Genomic DNA, 23,146 nt, shown 5'->3' on the forward strand with positions numbered 1-23,146 from the left:
ATACCAAAACCATGAAGAAACCTACTATTTTACACCTGCTATTTTTGGAGTTTTTTACCTTTATTTCCAAGAATATATCTTTGTTGCGCAAGTTCCATTTGCCAACATTTCCAATTGTTCAGCAGTCTAAAAACAGATGCCTTTCGTATGCTTTGGCTATGGTTGGGATGTTGTTTTTTATGTCACAAGGCTCGTATGGGCAAAATTTGAAACCTTTCAATATTCGTTTTGACAAAAATGTAAAGGGTGATCAACTAATGATTGGAAATAATATTCTGAGTCAGGATAATACTAATTTCAATGATAAAGATTCTTACAATTCAGATATTGACATGCAATATGTGAATATTGACAGTGATCCTACTACTTTTAGTTCTAGTAGCGCCGAATTAACAGTGCCAAATTCTAATGCTCCGGCCGCTGCGTGTTATAAAATCGTGTATGCCGCTTTGTATTGGTCGGGAATTATCAGAGAGGGAGATAATACGGTGGATAGAACTAAATTTACTTCTATTAAATTCAAAACGCCAGTTGGAGGTTATAAAGATATAACTGGAGAATTAATTTATGATGCTATTAATCAGTCTAATGGAATTGGAAGAGATAAAAACAGACCTTATGCTTGTTATGCCGATGTTACTTCTTTAGTACAGCCTCTAACCGATGCTAATGGAACGTATACTGTAGCGAATGTACTTTCTAGTACTGGGTATAATTCTAGTACGGGATTATCTGCGGGCTGGTCGTTGTATATTGTTTATGAAGACCCTAAATTACCCGCACGTTCAATAACATCGTATGATGGTTTTAGTGGGATTAGTGGAACAACTACTTTGGACATAACTGTTTCTGGATTTAGAACCATACCTAAAGGACCTGTAAATGCAAGTTTTGCTTTTGCGGCCTTAGAAGGTGATAAGAAGATAGATGGCGATTATTTGGAAATTAATGGGGTGAAGCAAAGTGCTGCGACAGCAACAGGAACTACTCTGAGACCTACGGACAATTTTTTCAATAGTTCGATTACTTACATCGATCCAAATACTAAAAAAACAGCCAATTTTACAGCACCCAACCGTACTCCAGCTAGTAGCAATACTTTGGGGTATGATGCAGGTATTATTGAATTAAAAAACGATAACAATTCTGCTATAAAGAACGATGCCACTTCCGCAAAGATCACTTTAGGAAGTACTGGGGATGTTTACTTTTATTATTTTAACGCAATCGCTGTTGAAATTATTGAACCCAAAATTATTTTGACCAAAAAGGTATTGAAAGGTGGTGTGGATGCAGCTAATCAGCCGGTAAAATTAAGTGAAGTTTTGACCTATGAACTTCAATTTCAAAATGTAGGTAATGACAACGCTAAAACTTTTACTATAGAAGATAAATTACCTGCAAATACTAATTTTAATTATCCAGCAGACATTGAGGCGCCATTACCAGCAGGAGTGACGCATACCTACAATGCAACTACAAGAACAATTACTTTTAGGATACCAGATAACTTAGTCAATAAGAATGGAAATCTTAGTACCCCTATTCGTTTTAAAGTTCAAGTGGTGCCTACTTGTGAAAACTTAACGGAGCCTTGTAATAATATTATAAAAAATACCGCCAAATCTAAATATACAGGAGAAATCAATACCAATGATGGAAAAGGTTTTGGAGAAGATAGTTATTCGTCCTATTCTGCTTGTACTATTAGTGTGCCCGAATCGACCAACTTTTTGGTAGGGGTAGACGATTGTAAAAAGAGAAATGATGTATTGTGTGGTGATAATGTAACGATATCAGCTACTGGTGGATATGCTTCTTATTCATGGTCTACTAGTCCTACGGGTATTCCGGTAATAGGAACTTCTCAAACGCTGACAGTGACCAAACCTGGAACGTACTATGTAAAAAATACTGCAACACCGCCTTGTGTGGATTTAGAGGAAATAATCACCGTGGCCGACTATGCTGCAAAACCAAAAAATCCTTTAATTGATATTGCCGATAACATAAACCCAGCAACGGGTCTAATTGATAAGTGTGTGAATGACGGTAGTGTATTGCCTAAATTTTTCTTATGTGGGAATGAGGCATATAAAGACATCAATTTATCTTCTTTAGGAGCAACAAGAATCACATGGGAAAAAACTACCTGTGTGCCTGATCCTAATTTGTCTGATTTATGTGCCAATGTAAGTCCGACTTGTACTTGGACCACTGCCATCCCTGATGGTAACACATTTAGAGCAGATACCGCAGGGCAATACCGCGTTTCTATCTATTTCGGAGGTTGTTTTAGTCGTTTTTATTTTAATGTGTATAAAAATGAATTAAACTATACTGTTGACAAGAAAGACATGATTTGTGGGAAAGACGGAAGTATTACCATCAATGGTCTTGGAACGAATTACGAATATAGTTTAAGCAAAGATTCTGGCTATCAATCTAGTAATACGTTTAATATTACTACTGAGGGCACTTATACCGTTTTCATTAGACAAGTAGGTGTTGCTACCAATCCTTGTATTTTTGAGGTAAAAAATATTCCTATTTATAAAATTGTTTTCAATCCTATTGCGCCTGTCATCACACAACCGTTATGTCATGATTCAAAAGGAAGTATTAAAGTATATGGAACAGCTTATAACGGCGCCCAATACACTTATGAGCTATTTAAAGGAGGAGTTTCTGTTGAAAAGGTAATTAATAGTACAGCTTCAGAATATGAATTTACTGGTAAGGACGCGGGAGTGTATACGTATACGGTGACCACTCAAGACGGCTGTAGCTATAATGGAACGGCCGAAATTATTGCACCAGCTGCCTTAACCGCATCCCCAGCAATCACCAAACCCTTAACATGTGAGAATGGGGAAATTACCGTTACACCAAAAAATGGTACGGCTCCCTATTACTATTATGTAAACGGATCCACAACTTCACAAACCGATCCTAAAATTGTGATTACTACCGCAGGGACTTACTCCATTAGGGTGTTGGATAAAAACAACTGCTCCTACACCATCCCAGGTATTAAAATAGACGCCAACCCTAAACCAGAATTCACTGTGGCGGGGACTAACATCAACTGTTATGGCGCCAAAACAGGAACTATTAAGTTTAATGTAACCAATGCCAATGGTTATACCTTGGCGTACAGTATTGACAATGGTGTGACCTATGTAGCCAATGGCACTTTCTCTGACTTACCAGCAGGTACCTACAAACCAATCCTAAGATACACTTTAAGCGGTGTAAACTGTTTTGAAACCCGACCTGATATTAATCTTACTGAACCCACTACAGCCTTATCGGCTTCTGCTGGAGTATCAGAATTGGCTGGCTGTGGAGATGGTGTAACTATTCCAAAAAACTACGGTAGAGTACGTATCACCAACCCGCAAGGAGGTGTTGCGCCATATGAATACAGTTTTGACAATCAGGGCACTTGGAGTTCAACCATAATGGATGCTTATAAAGCTCCAGGGACTTATACCTTGTATGTAAAAGATGCTAACGGTTGTATTTTTAGTGCGCCTGTTATCTTAGATCCAGAACCCGCAGAACCCGTAATTAAAGCTACACCACAAATTGATTACAATTGTGATGGAACGGCAACAAGTACCGTAACGGTGGAAAATCCAGCCAATGCTTCCTATACCTATGAATACTATTTGGATGGTGTGAAAAATACCAACGTGCCAAGTAATGTATTCGTTAATGTTTCATCAGTACCTAATCCTCATTCCATACGAGTAGACTACAAATTGAATAGCGTACCTACACCAAGTAATTTGCTTTTTGAAAATTTTGGATACGGAGCAGATGTTGAATCTCCTGGAATCAATACTACTTTTTATTGTTTTGAAAGACAAGTAGTCGCTACACAATGTAGAAATAGTATTGAAATAAATGATGGTGATTATTCGGTAACTGCAAGAATCGTTAAACCTTTTGGACCTTGGATACAACCTGGCGATCACACTCCCCAAACTGTCCCTCCAACGCCTAATGGAAGATGTTTAGTGGTGAACTTAGGAGACAAAATTGGTACAACGGATGTTATTTATAAAAAAGTAATTAAGGACATCATCCCCAACCAACCCATAAATTTTGAGTTATTTGTAAAGAATTTGCTTAACAAAACTAACAATCAAATAGATTGTAATCTGGCAGTAGCCTTAGTGGATGCCACAGGAAAGGAAATCCAAACCTTTACAACCGGTGATGTCCCCAAATCTGAATTATGGGAAAAATATCCAAAAACGCCTATTACTTTAGATCCAGGAAATAATACCACGCTAACGTTTATTATTCGTTCTAATAAAAGTAATACCAATGGGAACGATGTAGCTATTGATGACATTAAAGTATTCCAACTCCCAAAAAGCTGTATTGCTTCAAAAAGTTTCCCTTTAACTATTGATACCGGAAAAGCCTTTACCGCTGAAATTACAGGTACTAAAAACGTAACTTGTAATGGCGAAATCAATGGCGAAATCACTATTAGTGCCACTAATTTTGATACCACTACAGGCTACCAATATTCCCTAGATAACGGAACGAATTGGGATACAACCGTATTAACCACGTCGCCTTATACAATCACCAATTTAGGACCTAAGGCATATACGGTAGCTGTTCGCCCAATTGGGTCTACCGTTACGGCTTGTACCAAAACGTTTCCTCCAGTAAACATTAGTCAACCAGCTCCAATTGTTGTGAATGCTACAAAAACTAAAGCGACTTGTCTTACTGGAGCGACCATTGATGCGAGAAGTACAACAGGAGGAACTCCAGCTTATAAATTTGAATTAATAAATACTGTGGCACCTAATACGGTGATCGCGTTTCCAGCTAATGGAGTTTTGCCCGATGTTGCTCCTGGTACCTATCTCATCAAAGCTACTGATGCCAATAGTTGTTCGAATCCAACAGAGTACAGCATTACTATTGATGCAGTTCCAACTATATCTGCAGCAGTTGTTCCGAGCACAGCGATGTGTTTTGATCCAACTACTGGGGCGGAGATTAAGGTGGAAATTAATGGAGGCGTAGGACCTTACAGCTACCAAACCAGTTTAAACGGTGGTACTTTTAGTGCCTCTAGCGCGACGTTTACTACACTATCATTTACCCATACGGCTGCTGTAACAGGCAATTATGTCTTTAGAGTAACCGATAGTAACGGTTGTCCTGCTGAAACAGCACAACAAGTAATTAACGCTAAAGTAACCGCGAATGCGCAAGTAACTACAGATTTGGATTGTGATCCAGCGCCAGGATCTCCAGATGCTGTGATTACAGGAACTATTTCAGGCGGAACTGCACCCTTTACGGTGGTACTAACCTCTGGACAAACGACAGGAACACTTGCTGGACCTGTAGGGACTGCTACTACTTTTACCTATACAACAGGTGTGTCAGGTACCTACCAATTTGAAATTACGGATGCTATTGGTTGTAAAACCACTACTTCTGCCACTATTAATGCAAAAATTGCGGTGACTGCAAAAGCAACAGTAACCGATGTTAAGTGTAATGGTGAAAATAACGGAAGTGTCATTCTTGAAGCGTTGACTGGAGTGGCGCCTTATACTTTTGCGATCACTGCTGGTACTGCTACAACCGGTTTGTCTACTAATACAACGGCAAATTATTCCGGTTTAGCGCCAGGAACTTATAAATACACGGTTACCGATAAAAAAAATTGTCAAGAAGAATTTTCATTTGAAGTAAAACAACCAGACGCTATAGAGATCAACGCTAGTATCAAAACGCCTTATACGTGTGACAGTGAAGCTATAATTGAAGCTATAGCTACCAAAGGAAATGGAGGCTTTACCTATGTATTGAAAAGAACCGTTGCGACGGTAGAAACAACAGTAGCTACCAACACGACTGGACTTTTCCCTAATTTAACTGTAGCAGGAAGCTATACGGTAACGGCTACCGATGCCAAAGGATGTCCAATTACTTCGGCTGCAATGCCAATTGTTGCTTTGACGCCTCCAACGGCAATGACGTTTAAGAATACTCCAGTTACTTGTCCAGATAATAAAACAGACATCACAATTGATACCTATACAGGTGGTTTTGGAGCTGTAGAATATAGAATTAGTGCTCCGGCTGCTGCAGTAAGACCGTTTCAGTCTGGCGCTACTTTTACCAATCTAGATCCCGGCGTAACCTATCGTTTTGAAGTTAGAGATGCTAAAAATTGTCTTTTCTCTACGACCTATTCAGTACCTGTATTACCAACACTTTCTGCTAGTGGAGTAGTGGTGAGCAATGTAGTATGCGTTGGTGAGAGCAACGGATCTATTCGATATACGGTTGGCGGATTTGGCAATAATACCCCTTATTCTTATACTATAGATGGTGTAGCGGCAGGTTCAGCAAGTTCACCATTAACAGGATCTACATTTGATATTTTAGTTCCTAATTTAGCGGCTGGACTTCATGAATTAGAAATTACCAACACTACGACCAAATGTAGCGTAAAGGCTTCTGCAACAGTAGCAGCGCCAAGTGCTCCTTTGGCTATTACCCCTCCAACTATTTCACCTATTACTTGTTCTAAAGCTACAGCAAGTATCACCATCAATACCACTGGTGGATGGGGATCTAATAGTTATACCGTTACAGGAACTGCACCAGTAGTAGCTCCAGTAACACAAACGACTAGAACCTTTAACAATCTGGCGGTTGGTGATTATACCGCAAGCGTTAAAGATGCTAATGGTTGTATCGTTTCTATCCCATTTACTATAGCACCTTACACCGCACTAGAACTTACTCCAACAGTTACTGCGGCTTGTTCTGTTGCAGGAAATACGAATGTAATTGTAGCTTCGGCAACGGGAGGTTCAGGTACTTATACTTATTCTATCAATACAGGGGTCGCTCCAACTGGTGCTTTATTAAATACGTTTAACGTTGCCCCCGGCGATTATATTATTACGGTAAGAGATGCTTTTGGTTGTATTGATACAGAAACGGTTACTGTAAGCGAAGTATTAACAGCAACCGCTATTAAAACGAAAGACATTACTTGCTCAACACCTGAAGAAGCTACTATTAGAGTAGATGTTACAGGTGGTAAAGCAGATTTTGGATATAGAGTGAATATTGGTGGAACAGGTTTTTTTGGTCCAGTAATTCCTTTCCCAACTACAGGCTCATCAACATTAAATTATACTGCTTTATCTTTATTAGGTACTTCATATCAATTTGAAATCACAGACGCTAATGGTTGTACAAGAGTTACAAATACTGTAAACACTAATACACCAACTCCAGTTGCTGCTACAACATCGATAACAAATTTGACATGTTATCAATCAGGAAATGGTGTGGTAACCATAAATCCTTCAGCAGGTGTAGCACCATTTGAATATAATTTTAATGGTTTAGGGTTCTCAAATGTATCAACTTATTCTAATCTCGCTGCTTCTACAGGTCTTGGTTATCCTTATGTTGTAAGAGATAGTAAAGGTTGTTTATTTAATGGATTTGCAGTTGTGAATCAACCGTTTGAAATTGAATACACTGTTTCAGCAGTTAATATGAAATGTGATTTAGATATTAAATTAGGTTCAATTACTGTTAGTGCAATTACGAATGGTTTTGGCCCTTTTAACTATACGTTAAGAAATCTTATTACAGGTGCAGTAATCACTCATACAGATCCAACAGGAGCTAGCTTTACATTCTCTAACTTGAGTTTTGGTAATTTTGAAGTGATAGTAACAGATTCTAAAGGTTGTTCTAAAACTATTAGTAACATACAAGTACTTCCGCCACCTGATCAATTGTTAATTGATGTATCAGCCACTGCTGACTGTACAAATGGTGCGACAATAATCGTTGAGGTGAAACCAACTGTTGTACCAGCTACTCCTAAGTATAAATTTGGAATCTATGACGCAACAACTGCACCGTTTACAACCAATTTGTTACCACCAGATCTTACTGATCCGTTTAAGAGAACATTTACTAGTTTAACTCCAGGGGTTACGTATACATTTGTTGTTTATGACGAAAATACAGACTGCTATTATTTCCAAACTGCTCCGGGAGCTGTAGATCCACTAACAGAAATGATAGTTAGTACTCCAGTTGAAAATGATGTCACTTGTACAGGAACTGATACAGGAGGTGTTACATTCACTCTTAGTAATTATGATGCAACTACTGTAAACTGGGAGATATTCACCAATCAAACCAATGTTTCTACGAATGTAAAGGGTACAGTAACAACAATTGCACCTACTACAGTTAACGTGACAACTGGTTTAAAACCGGGAACTTATTACGTTAAGTTTACAGAAGTTGGCGGATCATATAATGGTTGTACAAGTGCGTCAGCAACTTTTTCAATTACTGAATCTCCAGTACTTTTAGATTTAAATGCTTCTGCAACTAAAAAGGACAATTGTAATACTAATGCAGGTCAAATTGTTGGGGTTGCAAATGGAGGTACTGCGCCATATAGTTTTATCCTTAATTCTTCTAGTACAGCGCCAGCTCTTGGGAATCCTTTATGGAATTCACCTAGTACATTTAATGTGGAGTCAGGAAGTTATTACGTTTGGGTTAAAGATAGTAGAGGTTGTATTGTTGGTGAACCAGTAAATGTTATACTAGATCCTTCACCAGTTATTGCTTTGACAGTTGTAAATAAATGTGTTGCAGAGGGTGCTTTTGAAATTTTAGTTACAGAAAACACGGCTGGTACAGGCGCTTATACTATAAGCTTAGATGATAGTGATTTTGCAAGTATAACACTTCCTCATACCTTTACAGGATTAAATTCAGGTCCGCATAAGGTTATAATTAAAGATGCGAATGGTTGTACTGACACCAAAAATATAACTATTGCAGCTCCGTTAAAAGTGACACCGTTTATCGATGCCTTACCTACTTGTGCCAATAATGATGGTCAGGTGACCTTAACTGCTTCTGGCGGAACTGGTGCAGGAACTTATACTTATAGTATTCTACCTGTAGCGGGATTAATTACAAATACTCCAACTGGAGCTGTGATTAGTGCTTTGCCACATGGTACTTATACCATAACAATGAGGGATACGGCTACGCCAACCAATTGTACCACTACTACAGAGGTTACTTTAAGTGCACCAACTGCAGTTGTTTATACAGCTACTCCAACAGCTCCAAGTTGTACAGGTACGCAAGGAAATAGTGCAAATGGTACTATCGATATCGTTTTGGATGCAACCAATGTTAATCCACCGTATACTTATTCAATTACTCGAACATTACCAACGCCTTTGGCTACTGTTACCCAAGATACAGGGTTATTTACAGGATTGACTGCGGGTACTTATGATATTCTTGTATCATCAGCTAGGGGTTGTTCAATTCCAGATACGGTTGTTATTGATGATCCATCTCCAGTTGTAGCTTCGGCTTCGGCTTCTGCCTTTACTTGTTCTCCAACCAATACACCAAACGTTACAATAGTAACTGTTAGTGCAGCAGGCGGAAGTGGAACCTATACCTTTAGTTCTGACGGAATCAGTTATTTCCCAAGCAATAGCATTCCGGCTGATAATAAGTATGCCTTTGATGTCATAGACACAAGTGTTTCAAGTGTAACGTTTTATACTAAGGATGCGAATGGTTGTACTGATGATATTATAGTTCCAATTACCCCATTCCCTAAATTAATTTCAGCCAATGCTACTTTAGGTACTCAAGCCGATTGTAACACGCCTACAGAAATTATTAATGTAGCTATTACGGGTGGTTCAACACCTACAAATTTCAGTTATCAAGTTGCAATTGATGGAGGAAATTATGGTGCGTTAGTACCAATTACCGCTGGTGCTACTTCATTCACTTATCCTGCTACATCAATAGGGAGTTTTTATGAATTTAAAATAACGGATAATACAACAGGTTGTAGTATTATTTCAAATGCGTACACCGTTCCAGTATTCAATACCATGACCGTAACAGCTAGTGCATTTAAAAATGTAGATTGTTATAATTCGGCAACGGGTCAAATTGAAATTAATATTGGTAACTATACCGGTGCTTATACTTATACCATTTTAAAAGGTGGGGTTTCTACAACTTTTACAGGTGCAGGAAATACAACAACTAATCCAATGGTACTCAATCATGGTTTAGTTGCAGGAACAGATTACACTGTAAGCATTGCCCAAACAGCATATCCAAGTTGTATAAAACCTTCTAATACTGTTATCATTACTCAGCCGGCGGCTTTAGATTTGTCTCGTCCTTTTGTTACTGTTAAAAATCAAAATTGTAACACCACAGGAGCAGTAGTTACTGTTGATGATACTAAAATTTTGGGTGGCAAACGTGATTATACGTATGTTTTTGTACTCAATGGTTCGGGAGCATTGCCACCAGCTGGTGATTTCAAATCTACAAAAACGGCAACATTTGCCACAACTGTAGCATCAACGGATACGGTTGTGGTTTGGGTAAAAGATGCTAACGGATGTTACAGTTTTGTAAGAGTACCGATTTCATTAGATCCAATGCCAACTGTAACAGCAAGTGTAGCTAGTCAATGTCCGTCTCCAGCGGGTTACACGATTAATGCAGTAGGTACAGGTGGTGTAGGTACGTTAGAATACAGTTTGGATGGTATTAGTTTTGGAACATCATCTTCATTAAGTGTAACTTCTCCAGGTGATTATGATGTTTGGGTAAAAGATGCCAATGATTGTATTGCAAAAACAACTGGTAAAGTAAAGATTTTCGAACCATTACAATTATATGCTGATGTTGCCTTATCGACTTGTACAGATGCAGATGGTGTGGTAACCCTAACGGCTAGTGGTGGATCTGCTCTTCCGGCAAATTATGAATATAAAATTGGATTTGGTGGTACTTATGGTTCTTCCAATGTATTTGGTGGTTTAGCAGCAAGTGCTACTCCTTATACTTTTTATGTAAGAGATATATCCACAGTGCCATCTTGTGAAAAATGGGTGGACGTGATTATGTTCTTGCCCAATCAAAATATTGATTTTGTTCCAGTTGCAACTCCAGTTACTTGTAACGGAGATTCGGATGGTACGATTAGGGTTAACATGGCTCCTTCAACACTAGGAGTAAATGATAATCCAATTTATACTTATGCTTTAAAAGGAACAACTATAGGTGGTGTTCCAGTTACAATACCTGCAACGGGTGCTCCCCTTCAAACCTCTCCATTGTTCAGCGGTTTAGCAGCGGGTACGTATACTGTCACCGTTACTTCAGGAAGAGGTTGTTCAGTTTCACAACCTATAGATGTTGATGAACCTGATCCAATTCTGGTACCAACTCCAACAGTAGTTCCATTTGGTTGTGCCACAGGAAATTCAAGTAAAAATGCTACCATTACCGTTACTGGAGTAACAGGTGGTTCAAATACCTATTTACAATATGAATTTATTAAAGTAGGTAATCCTATTCCTGTTCAAAAAAGTGACAATCCTATTTATATTGAAGCGGATTTTTCAGGAGGTTCTTATATCGTAAATGTGTATGATGAGAATGGTTGTCCAGGTACTTCGGCTGCAATTGACATTGATCCTTTTGTGCAATTGGATAAAGTGAATGTGAATGTTACGCGTCCGATAACTTGTAATCCTACCACAGAAGATATTACTGTTTCGGCTACTACTATTGGCGGACCAGCAACTAATTTAGAATATACATTGGTAGACATTGATGCTGCTACTGGATTAAAAGGTGGACTTTATCCACAACAAACCAATACAACAGGAAACTTTGCCAATTTACCTGTGGCTAATTACTTAATCACAGTTAAGAACTTAGATACGAATTGCGAAATCATCGGGGTACACTACGTAAACGAACCGAACACTTTCGACTTGACTATCGACAATGTAGTAGATGTAACTTGTTTAAATGACACTAACGGAAGTGCGAGAGTGACTTTAATAGATAGAGTACCTTCGCCATTTGATAATGCTGGACCATTTGATTATACTTTAGTAGATGCTCTTGGGAATTCATTACCAGGTGGTTCTTCAACAGCAACAGGCACGGTGAACTTGACCAACTTAGCCAAAGGAACCTATACGATTACTGCAACTTTGACCAACACACCATTCTGTACTGTAAGTAAAAACTTTACGATTGGAGGTCCAAATGAAGCTTTAGTTATTGGCGGATCTCATACTGAAATTACTTGCGTAACAGGTAACAATGACGGTTCAATTGCTGCAACAGCTTCTGGTGGATGGCCAGGAGGCTATGAATTCCAATTGGAAGAAACCTTGTCTGGAACGACTATTTCAGCTTGGAGCACAACTAGTACTTTTAACGGCTTGACCGCTGGAAATTATGTAGTGAAAGCGAGAGATCCAAGAGGATGTGAAGTGTTCAGAACAGTAGTTTTGACTAATCCAACGCCAATTGCTTTTAACGCTATACCAAGCACTACTTTGTTGACTTGTAAAGGAGATACCTCTGCAACCATAACTGTAAGTGCTCCAACAGGCGGTCAAAACGGGAACTACTTATACACCTTAAATACGACTTCGGCTGTGCCAATGATCAGCTCAGGGCCACAAGCAGATCCAGTGTTTAGTAATTTAGGCGCAGGAACCTATACCGTAACGGTAACCGATGGTTGGGGTTGTGGTACGCCTTCGGCACCGATTGTAATCAATGAGCCTACAGAAGTTGTGGCAAGTTTAGTATTGGCTACTACACCAACTTGTAATATTTTATCTAGTATAACCTTAAGTGCAACTGGTGGTACAGGAACGTACACGTATAGTGCAGACAGTGCTTTTACGGTTTCTGCTAACCCACTTTTGTATGGCACTTTTGCGACAACAACTACGATACTCAATGTACCTGTAGGCACTTACCGTTACTACGTACGTGATGTGAACGGATGTGTTAGTGTGGTTTCTAATGATGTTAAGATTGAACCGCTACCTGTTTTGAAAGTAGATCTTGATGTACAAAATGCGAAAATCAATTGTAAAGGAGATACGAATGGCGTAATTGTAGCAACCGCAACGGGTGGTTTGGGCAATTATATTTATACTTTATTAGATGGTACAGGTAATCCAATAGCATTTACTCCGGTACAAACCACTCCAGGTAATTTTACGCAATTGCCTGCTGGAACCTATAGTGTTCGTGTGAATAGTGGAGTAGATTGTCAAGTAGTATCCGTTTCTGAAGTGATAGAAGAGCCATTAACATCATTGACGGCAAGTGCAGTACCTACGCCAATTACTTGTAACGGAGCGGCCAATGGTGTCATCACTGTAACCGCATCTGGCGGAACGGGAGCCATTAAGTATGCGATTTCACCACGAATGGATCAGTTCTTTGATACCGGTGTTTTTGATCAATTGGCCCCAGGTACTTACCAAATCATAGTACAAGATGCCAATGGTTGTTTCACTCTTTTATCCGAAGAAATCACCGAGCCACAACCTATTTTTGTGAATACCGTGGCAGGTTCTGAAATACAAGAGGTATGTTTTGGAGATAGAAATGCAGCTTTTGATATCAACATCACTGGTGGTGTGGCGCCTTATAGCGTAAGTATTGACAATATCAATGGAACGTATTTCACTGGAACAGCGACTCAAAACGTTTTTGCCTTTAACGGATTAACTGGTGGCGATCATACAGTGTACATCAAAGATTTCAACGGTTGTACAGCTGAATGGTTGGTGGCTTTAGATAAATCTGTAAATCTAGATCCAAAAGCTAGCGTGGTCTATGGTTGTGAGTTCAATTCGCCAAGCAATACGGTAACGGTTGCACTAGATGCTAGTGTAGACCCTACTTTGGTAGATTTTGCTTTAGATGGTTCAACGGTTTTCCAAGCGAGCAATATTTTCAAAAATGTTGCGCCAGGTTTCCATACCATCACGGCAAGACACTTGAATACGTGTGAAAAAATCACGACTTCGTTTGAAGTAATTGGATATACACAATTGACGCTTACTATAGCTGACGGAGGCTTGAATGAAATTGTTGCTACGGGTGCAGCTGGAGCAGGTAATTATAAGTATTCATTCGATGGAGGAAATAGCTTTAGCACCAACAATAAATTTATTTTCTATAAATCTGGTGATTATACGGTAATGGTACGTGATGCCAATGGATGTGAAGCTACGGCAACGCGTTATTTTGAATTTATTGATATCAAAATACCAAATGTGTTTACGCCAAATGGTGATGGTAATAATGATACTTGGTTGCCAACCAATACGATCAATTACAAAGATTTGACGATTAGTATTTTTGACCGTTACGGCCGAAAAATAGCTAACCTTAGAGTAGGTCAAGGTTGGGACGGAAGATACAATAGTCTCGAATTGCCAACGGGTGATTATTGGTACATTTTGAAATTGAAAAATGAGCAAGATGATCGAGAATTTGTAGGTCACTTTACTTTGATGCGTTAAGGGAAAGGAATAATGAGTGATGAGAAAGTAAAATTTTTACCATTAAGAGATTAAGAAAATGAAGGTTTTTAGGGCTCAATGCAACTTAATCTCTTAATGGTGAATTATAAGCAATTAAAATTTTTATCATTAAGAGATTAAGAAAATGAAGGTTTTTAGAGCTTAATGCCTCTTAATTTCTTACTGGTGAATTAAAAGCAATTAAAATTTTTATCATTAAGAGATTAAGAAAATGAAGGTTTTTAGAGCTTAATGCCTCTTAATTTCTTACTGGTGAATTAAAAGCAATTAAAATTTTTATCATTAAGAGATTAAGAAAATGAAGGTTTTTAGAGCTTAATTGACCTTACTGTCTTGAGGGTTAACTAAAAGAAGATACATTTTTTTACCAATATGAGCGTAAGAAAATAGAGCAAAACTTAATGAACCTTAATGCCTTAATGGTAAATTTTATAATTTAAATGTTAAATTTTTAAAACCCGCACGATTGCGTGTAGCACATAAGAAAAAGAATCCCCCAATGGGTTAATTATTCCTTCTTTTCCCCAAAAAGAAGAAGGAATACACCAAAAAAATCTACTATAATGAAGAAGATATTAGTTTCATGTTTACTTTTAATTGGTTTAGCAGGGCAAGGGCAAGAGTTGAATTTGCCGGTTTGGACACAATATTTAGCGGATAATCCTTTTATGCTTTCGCCTACTTATGCTGGTATTGGAGATAATTTCAGAATCCGACTCAACGGTTTAACGCAATGGGTAGGGATCAAAGACGCCCCCAACAACCAATCTGTTTTTGCCGATTTTCGAATAGCCGATCAATCCGGAGTTGGGTTGTCAGTGTATAATGATAGAAATGGAAACACAAGGCAAACCGGTGCCAAGGCTTCTTTTGCGCACCACATCATTTTGGATTATTATTCCAAACAGTATTTGTCTTTCGGTTTGTCTTTTAATATCAATAATTTCCGTGTTGATATTGACAATTTGGATCCAACCAATCCTGATGCCGCTATTAATAACAATCGTTTTACATCCAACAATAACTTTGATGTGGGTCTTTTGTATCGTTTGAATAAATTTTATGTGAGTTTTAATGCGAGTAACTTGCTGCCCAAAGATCTGGATAAATTTATCGCTTTAGAACCCGATTTGGTGCGTAACTATCAAGTATATACTGGCTATGTTTTTTCTGACGGAGGCTACAACCGTGCCGAGATTGAACCTTCAATGTACTTCCAATATTTTGAATCGGATCGTCGTTCGAGTACGGATATCAATATCAAATACCGTAAATACAACAGTTATGATGATTACTATTGGGTAGGTGCTTCGTACCGTTTTCTAAATGATCAAATCGGGAAACCCTTGAATGTTGGACCTATGGTTGGTTTTCAAAAATCTAAATTCTATTTTGGCTATTCGTACCAAATCACCATGAATGATTTTGCTGCCGCCAATTCAGGAACACATATGCTCACCCTAGGTTTTGATTTCTTCCAAGGCTCTAGTAACTGTCCTTGTACCCAAAATCCTGTGAACGATTAGTTAGTTGGTTAGCATTCCATGGATTATTTTTAAAAACCATGTTAGGCATTTAAGGTCATGTAAGATGATTTGAAATTACAAAATGACTGTGTTTTACAGCAATGGATTTTAGCGCTATGATTTGGCTTGCTGGAATTCATTCCAGCCCTACAAAATGTACCGATTCTACGACTCTTTTATGTGATTGTTATAGTTTCTTCGGAACGATTTTATATTGTAGTAACGGATTTTAATCCGTTGAATTTTGATGATTTTTTATCTTGTGTTGATTGGTTTTTGCGGTTGATGTAGTTTTTTAAATCTGTGTTCCAAAATAGAATAGGCATAAAAAAACCGCTCATTCTTTAGAACTGAGCGGTTTTTTGTAGTAAAGACTTTTCTTTACAAATTCGCAAAGAAATCATTTCCTTTATCATCTGTAATAATAAATGCAGGGAAATCTTTGATGGTGATTTTACGAACGGCTTCCATACCTAATTCTTCAAAATCGACTACTTCAACCGAGAGAATGTTTTCTTTTGCCAAAATAGCTGCTGGTCCACCGATTGATCCCAAATAGAATCCACCATAGGTTTTGCAAGCGTTCATTACGTCTTTTGTTCGGTTACCTTTGGCCAACATTACCATACTTCCCCCATTTTTTTGGAACTCCTCAACGTACACGTCCATACGACCTGCAGTTGTGGGGCCAAAACTTCCTGAAGGCATTCCTTCTGGTGTTTTAGCAGGCCCTGCGTAATATATTGGGTGGTTTTTAAAGTATTCTGGCATTGGTTTTCCGGCATCTAACAACTCTTTGATTTTAGCATGTGCAATATCACGAGCTACAATCAAGGTACCGTTTAGTTTTAATCTAGTTTTGATAGGATATTTAGATAACTCAGCCAAAATTTCTGGCATAGGCTTGTTCAAATCAATCTCAACAGCGGCTTCTAAATGTGGTGGTGTTTCTGGTAATAATCGTTTTGGATTCACTTCCAATTGTTCAACAAAAATACCGTCTTTCGTAATTTTTCCTTTGATGTTTCTATCCGCAGAACAAGAAACGCCTAATCCCACTGGACAAGAAGCAGCATGGCGCGGCAAACGAATGACACGAACATCATGTGTAAAATATTTACCTCCAAATTGTGCTCCAATCTGACTTTGTTGACAAATTAGTTGCACTCTTTTCTCCCATTCCAAATCTCGGAAAGCTTGACCTGCCATGTTTCCAGAAGTAGGCAAATGATCAAAATAACCTGCAGAAGCTTTTTTTACAGCGGCCAAATTAGCTTCAGCAGAAGTTCCTCCAATCACCAAAGCCAAATGGTAAGGTGGGCAAGCTGACGTACCTAAATCCATAATTTTAGCACGAATAAAAGCATCTAACGATTTCTCATTTAATAAGGATTTCGTTTGTTGGTATAAATAGGTTTTATTCGCCGAGCCTCCACCTTTAGCTAAAAACAGAAATTCATAAGAAGCCCCTTTTTTAGCATAAATATCAATTTGAGCCGGAAGATTCGATCCTGAATTTTTTTCTTCAAACATGCTAATAGGGACAATTTGAGAATAACGGAGGTTTCTTTCTTGGTAAGTATTAAAAATTCCTCTAGACAAATATTCTGCATCATCAACGCCGGTGTATACATTTTCACCTTTTTTGGCCATCACAATAGCTGTTCCCGTATCTTGACAAGAAGGCAATTCACCTTCGATCGCTACAGCAGCATTTTGTAGTAAGTTGTAGGCTACAAAACGATCATTATCGGTTGCTTCTGGATCGTCCAAAATGGCTTTCAATTTTTCTAAATGTGAGGTACGTAGCATAAAAGAAACGTCTCTCATGGCTTCTTGCGCCAATAACTCCAAACCTTTTGGATCAACGGTTAAAATCTCGCGTTCGCCTAATTGTTCCACTTTTACAAAATCGGAAGTAATTTTTCGGTATTGCGTTTCGTCTTTCAAAATTGGATAAGGATCCTGATATATAAAGTCCATAGTGTAATTTTTTATGAAAGGTAAAGATAAGAATTGTTGAAATACAGCCTATTGATTTTTGTCAGCTTCTCTTTTAGAATGGGTATAAATTAAAACATCATTATGGATAGATTTGTTTTTATTTCCCGATAGCTGCAATATTTACATTCGTCCAACGGATTTTAATCCGTTGATGGCATACGGTCCATTTTGTAGCAATGGATTTTAATCCGTTGATCGGTTAGTTATATTTTTTTAATCACACAGATATCAAATCAATTCTTCAAAAACATAGCGTTCCTCAAAAGGGACGTTGAATTTATCTAAAAAATCTAAATATTCTTGTTTGAAGGTTTGTTTCTTATGATGTTGTTCTTGATTGGCGACATATTTATAAACGGAAGCCACTTGTGATTGGCTGTACGAAAAAGCGCCATAGCCTTCTTGCCATTCAAATCTTGAGATGGTTAATTTTTGATCATTGATGTATTTTGATGATTTTGCTTTTACCGTTTTCATTAATTCCGAAATGGAAACCGTGGGTTTTAATCCTAAGAAACAATGAACATGATCTTCAACACCGTTTACAATGATCGTTTTGCAGCCAGTTTCATTAATCAAATTTCCAATTACACCAAATAATGTAGCTTTCCAATCATCAGCAATAACCGCTTCACGATACTTCACCGCAAAAACTACTTGAATATATATTTGATGATAGGTGTTGGCCATATATTTATATTTTTTCATTACATATAATCATCAACGGATTAAAATCCGTTGCTACAATATAGGTCGTTCCTCCGGAACTATTGTGAGTTAAAAAGAGCCATCGGCTCGGTCCATTTTGTAGCAACGGATTTTAATCCGTTGATTGCGTGTTTCATTTTGTAGCAACGATTTTCAATCCGTTGATTGTATGTTTCATTTTGTAGCAATATTTTAATCCGTTGAACGTTTGTTTTTATTTTATTACAATAATCTAAAAAAACCAGCTCGCTACGAAAATAGCCGTAATCACACAAATCACATCTACCAACAACATCGTTCCTAAAGCATAACGGGTATTTTTGATATTTACCGAACCAAAATAAACGGCAATCACATAAAAAGTACTTTCGGCGCTACATTGAAAAATACTGCTGAGTCTTCCGGTCATCGAATCGGCTCCAAACGTATTCATGGAATCAATCAAAAAGCCGCGTGATCCTGCCGAACTAAACGGTCTAAGCAAAGCTACTGGCAACGCATCGGTGATTTGTTTGTTAACTCCCATATTAGAAAATGCAAAAGCAACCCAATTGCTCACAATTTCGAATAAACCACTATTTCGGAACAAAGAAATAGCAACCAACATACCCAAAACATAAGGAAAAATGGTTACTCCTGTTTTCACTCCATTATTGGCTCCCGTTACAAACGCTTCGTAAACGGTGGTGCCAGCCTCTGTAAATTTCTTTTCTTTTACAAAAGATAAAATCAGCGTAAAAGCAATAATAGCTACTAATATTAAAGCTGAAAGATTAGAAGTAAAATAATTTTTACCAATTAAATCCAAGTGATTCACATACATCAATAAACCTACAATAGCGGCGATTAAAACCATTAATCCTAACACTAACGAAGCACTTTTAAAATTGATTTTTTGTTTTATACCTACAATTAAGAAAGCCGCAATGGTTCCGATGAAAGAAGTAATAATACAAGGCAACATTACATCGGCTGGATTGCTAGCTCCTGCTGCTGCACGATAACCAATGATAGAAGTAGCAATCAATGTAAGTCCCGATGCGTGCAAACACATGAACATGATCTGCGCATCACTGGCTTTATCTTTTTCGGGATTGATGGTTTGCAAGCTTTCCATCGCTTTTAATCCAAATGGCGTGGCTGCCGAATCTAACCCTAAGAAATTAGCAGCAAAATTCAAGGTCATATAGGAAATCGAAGGGTGATTTTTAGGAATACTAGGAAATACTTTTACGAATACTGGACTTAATACTTTCGCTAGTTTTTCGGAAGCACCCGAAATGATTAATAATTCCATTAATCCACAGAAAAAAGCCAGGTAAGCCATCAATGGTAAAATCAAATCGAGCAAGGTACTTTTACATGTTGGCAAGAGCCCATCAGATTTTTGAACGCCGCTAAATACTTTTACCACTTTGTTTTTATACACATAAGTAGTGTCGGCATTTAGGGTATCTCGGTTGATGACCATGGTTTGATCAGGTGCCTTTTTAAGACTGTCTTTGATAAAAACAGGCATTTGCTCTAGATAGTGTTCCGATAGTAAAATAGGATCGTCTTTTTTGCCATTCAAAACATGATCTATAGTATAACTATTGCCAGAAAACAAACTCACTACTACAAAAAGGATGGAAGAAATAAATATAACCAACCAAAATCTACTCAATACCATTTTTTTTATGTTTAAATTTCAAAAATCAAATTCAAAAATCAAATTCAAAAATTTGACCTTTGATTTACTTACTATTTTTTATTAATTATTATTTTAGATGCAATTGCTATTAATTCTTCAACTTCAATTAAAAGAAGAGTTCTAAAATCTTGACTACCTTCATTTATATAATTTAATATTTTTAAAGAATTCCGAGATTCTTTTAGCTCTTTTACAACTAATGCTAGCTTAAAGATTAAATCTTTATCGGATGCAGCTCCTTGCGATTCGCCAAAGTTTAAAGCTGAACTCCCGGATGAACGGATAAGTTGATTCTTGTACTATTCGTTTTCATAGCTTTTTTCCAATTTTCGTGTAAAGAAAATACATTCTCCCGCAAAACGAATTAATCTGTCGTCTAAATTAAAAATTTTCTCTTTAAAAGGATTTGATTCCAGCATTATAAATTGACCTTTGATTTTGACTTTTGAAATTGACTTTTGACTTTTGAATTTGACATTGTTTACACATGAATAATCTCCTCGTCAATCAGCAAATCTTCTCTACGAAGACGAAGGAAAATCTGCGCCACGGCAATAGTATCTTTCTCACAATAGGTTACGATGCGATCGATGTCTTTCTCAACATAAAAAACATGTCCGACTTGGCTGCCATCGATATCGCCTTTTGGCGAAGGAATACCGAGCACTTTACACATTAGTTTTAGGGAAGTAAAATGCTTATAATCGCCAAATTTCCATAATTCTAAGGTGTCCAAATGCGGAATCTCCCAAGGTTTTTTGCCAAATAAATTGAGTTTATCAGGAATAGGCATTTGGTTGATGATCATTCGGCGGGCTAAAAACGGAATATCAAATTCTTTTGCATTATGACCACACAACAGGTGTTGTGGCTGATTAAAATGATTGTTGATGAGATTACAAAAGTCTTTCAATAACTGTTTTTCTTCTCCAAAAAAAGAGGTCACTCTAAAATTACGAATGTCACCTTTGATGATAAAAAAACCTACCGAAATGCAAACAATTTTTCCAAACTCGGCCCAAATTCCTGCGCGGTCATAAAATTCTTCTGGCGTAAAATCGTCTTTGCGTTGGTATAGTGTTTTGTGGTCCCAAAGGGCTTTCATTTCGTCATCCAAAGTATTGAAATCAGCAACTTCAGGAACGGTTTCTATGTCTAGAAAAAGAATGTTATTGAGGTTTATTTTTTCGATCATTTTGTAAGTGATTTAGTCGCGAATTCACGAATTTAAATAATTGAAAATAAAATTCGTGAATTTGTGGCTATATTTTCAGAAAAGTATTTGTTGACCGGATGGACTTTCGTGTTCGAGTAGCCATTTTTTGCGCCACAATCCGCCAGCATAACCGGTAAGGGAGCCATCAGTTCCAATGACTCTGTGACAGGGCACGACTATCCATAGCGGGTTTTTTCCGTTAGCCGAAGCGACTGCTCGAATGGCTTTGACATCGCCTAGTTTTTTAGATTGTGCTAGATAAGTTGTTGTTTTTCCGTACGGAATTTCGAGTAGGGCTTGCCACACTTTTTGTTGGAATTCGGTTCCTTTGGGATTAAGTTTGAAATCAAAATGGGTGCGATTGCCTTGAAAATACTCACTAAGCTGGGTAACGGCTTCTTGCAAAACAGATGGAATTTCAACGGAAACCTGTCCCTCATCGGCAACGGAAATTTGAGAAATGCCTTTTTCGGTGCCTGTAATTTGGGCGATTCCTAGTGGTGTATTGATAGCAACGGTTTCCATAAGTTGGTGTGAATTGAAACGCAAAGTACTAAAAGTTTTTGGATGAATGGCGGTGATTGCTCCACGGATTGAACAGATGAAACGGATTTTAAAAATAACTTAAATGACCTTAAATGGTTGAAAAAGTTAACCGCAAGAGGCGCAAAGATTTACGCAAAGTTCGCAAAGAAATAACTTAAATGACCTTATATGCTTTAAATGGTTGAAAAAGATAACCGCAAGGTTCACAAAGAAAAACTTAAATGAACTTCTATGGTTAAAGAAAAAAAGTAACCGCAAATTTTCGCAAATTGTTTTTGGTCAAAATTGCAGTGATTGCCCCACGGATTGAACGGATGAAACGGATTTAAAAAAAACTTAAATGGCCTTAACTTTATTATATGGTTCAAAAATTTTAGACATTGACTGGAATACTTATATGTCTAATATGTTTAAAAAAAAGAACCATTCGTTTGTACAAATGGTTCTTGTGTGGTGAGCCCTGATCGTAACGGCATCCTTTTCCGCCGGGGTTCGGCGGGAAAGATATAGTGTAGAGCAGGAAGTAGCTCCTAATCCTTCGACTTAGCTTAGGATTGTTCTTATTTCAAATTGGAATAGATGTAGGCTTCTAATCCTTTTAATTCTTCGTCGGACATGGCTTTGGTGATGGCAAAGTTGGCTTTCATTACTTCATATTGCGCAGGATCCATAATTGGTTTTGCCTCCTCTTTAAGGAAAGCGATAAGATTGCCGTTTTGTTCTTTGTAAGTTTTGGCCATGTCTTGAACGCTTGGACCAATAAGTTTGGCATCCACACGGTGGCAAGCAATACAAGCGCCTTTGCCTTCAAAAATTTCTTTTCCTAATGCCGCTGGAGTTGAAGCTGTTGTTGCTGTGGTTTCGGTTGGTGTTTCAGCTGGAGTTGCTGTGGTGCCAAAGGGTTCTTGACTTTCTTTTTTACAAGAAAGGAAAACTACAGCAGTGGCTAAAATGACAATTTTTTTCATAGTAAGTA

At 37.8% G+C, this 23,146-nt stretch carries 9 protein-coding genes; 2 read left to right on the forward strand and 7 right to left on the reverse strand.

Translation table 11 applies throughout. The annotated features are described in order from the left end of the window. Positions 1-11 precede the first annotated feature (11 nt). Positions 12-14,456 (forward strand): T9SS type B sorting domain-containing protein, encoded by a 14,445-nt coding sequence (locus AO58_RS0104690; protein WP_024980595.1) that lies wholly within the window; start codon positions 12-14, stop codon positions 14,454-14,456. 584 nt (positions 14,457-15,040) lie between these two features. After that, complete coding sequence (locus tag AO58_RS0104695; protein WP_024980596.1) at positions 15,041-16,003, forward strand: PorP/SprF family type IX secretion system membrane protein; 963 nt, start codon at positions 15,041-15,043, stop codon at positions 16,001-16,003. A 381-nt stretch (positions 16,004-16,384) separates the two neighbouring features. Here the strand turns inward: AO58_RS0104695 and AO58_RS0104705 are convergent, their stop codons facing one another. The 7 genes from AO58_RS0104705 to AO58_RS0104735 form a co-directional block, all read right to left on the reverse strand. After that, entirely contained in the window at positions 16,385-17,986 is a 1,602-nt protein-coding gene (locus AO58_RS0104705; RefSeq protein WP_024980597.1) for a fumarate hydratase, read from the reverse strand. A 249-nt stretch (positions 17,987-18,235) separates the two neighbouring features. Beyond that, on the reverse strand, positions 18,236-18,697 hold the full coding sequence (gene tnpA, locus AO58_RS0104710) for an IS200/IS605 family transposase (RefSeq protein WP_024980598.1): 462 nt from the start codon (positions 18,695-18,697) through the stop codon (positions 18,236-18,238). A 250-nt stretch (positions 18,698-18,947) separates the two neighbouring features. Continuing rightward, the gene (locus AO58_RS0104715; RefSeq protein WP_024980599.1) at positions 18,948-20,387 is read right to left on the reverse strand and encodes a spore maturation protein; all 1,440 of its coding nucleotides are present in this window, start codon (positions 20,385-20,387) and stop codon (positions 18,948-18,950) included. A gap of 71 nt (positions 20,388-20,458) precedes the next feature. Next, the gene (locus AO58_RS18250; RefSeq protein ID WP_244530681.1) at positions 20,459-20,692 is read right to left on the reverse strand and encodes a four helix bundle protein; all 234 of its coding nucleotides are present in this window, start codon (positions 20,690-20,692) and stop codon (positions 20,459-20,461) included. 197 nt (positions 20,693-20,889) lie between these two features. After that, positions 20,890-21,603, reverse strand: a complete 714-nt coding sequence (locus AO58_RS0104725; RefSeq protein WP_024980600.1) for a 3'-5' exonuclease — start codon at positions 21,601-21,603, stop codon at positions 20,890-20,892. A 75-nt stretch (positions 21,604-21,678) separates the two neighbouring features. Then, the gene (locus AO58_RS0104730) at positions 21,679-22,149 is read right to left on the reverse strand and encodes a methylated-DNA--[protein]-cysteine S-methyltransferase (protein WP_024980601.1); all 471 of its coding nucleotides are present in this window, start codon (positions 22,147-22,149) and stop codon (positions 21,679-21,681) included. Positions 22,150-22,730: 581 nt separating this feature from the next. Then, the gene (locus tag AO58_RS0104735) at positions 22,731-23,138 is read right to left on the reverse strand and encodes a c-type cytochrome (RefSeq protein ID WP_024980602.1); all 408 of its coding nucleotides are present in this window, start codon (positions 23,136-23,138) and stop codon (positions 22,731-22,733) included. Positions 23,139-23,146: the final 8 nt, after the last annotated feature.

The sequence above is a fragment of the Flavobacterium succinicans LMG 10402 genome (assembly GCF_000611675.1).
In the GTDB taxonomy this organism is placed as follows: Bacteria; Bacteroidota; Bacteroidia; order Flavobacteriales; family Flavobacteriaceae; genus Flavobacterium; species Flavobacterium succinicans.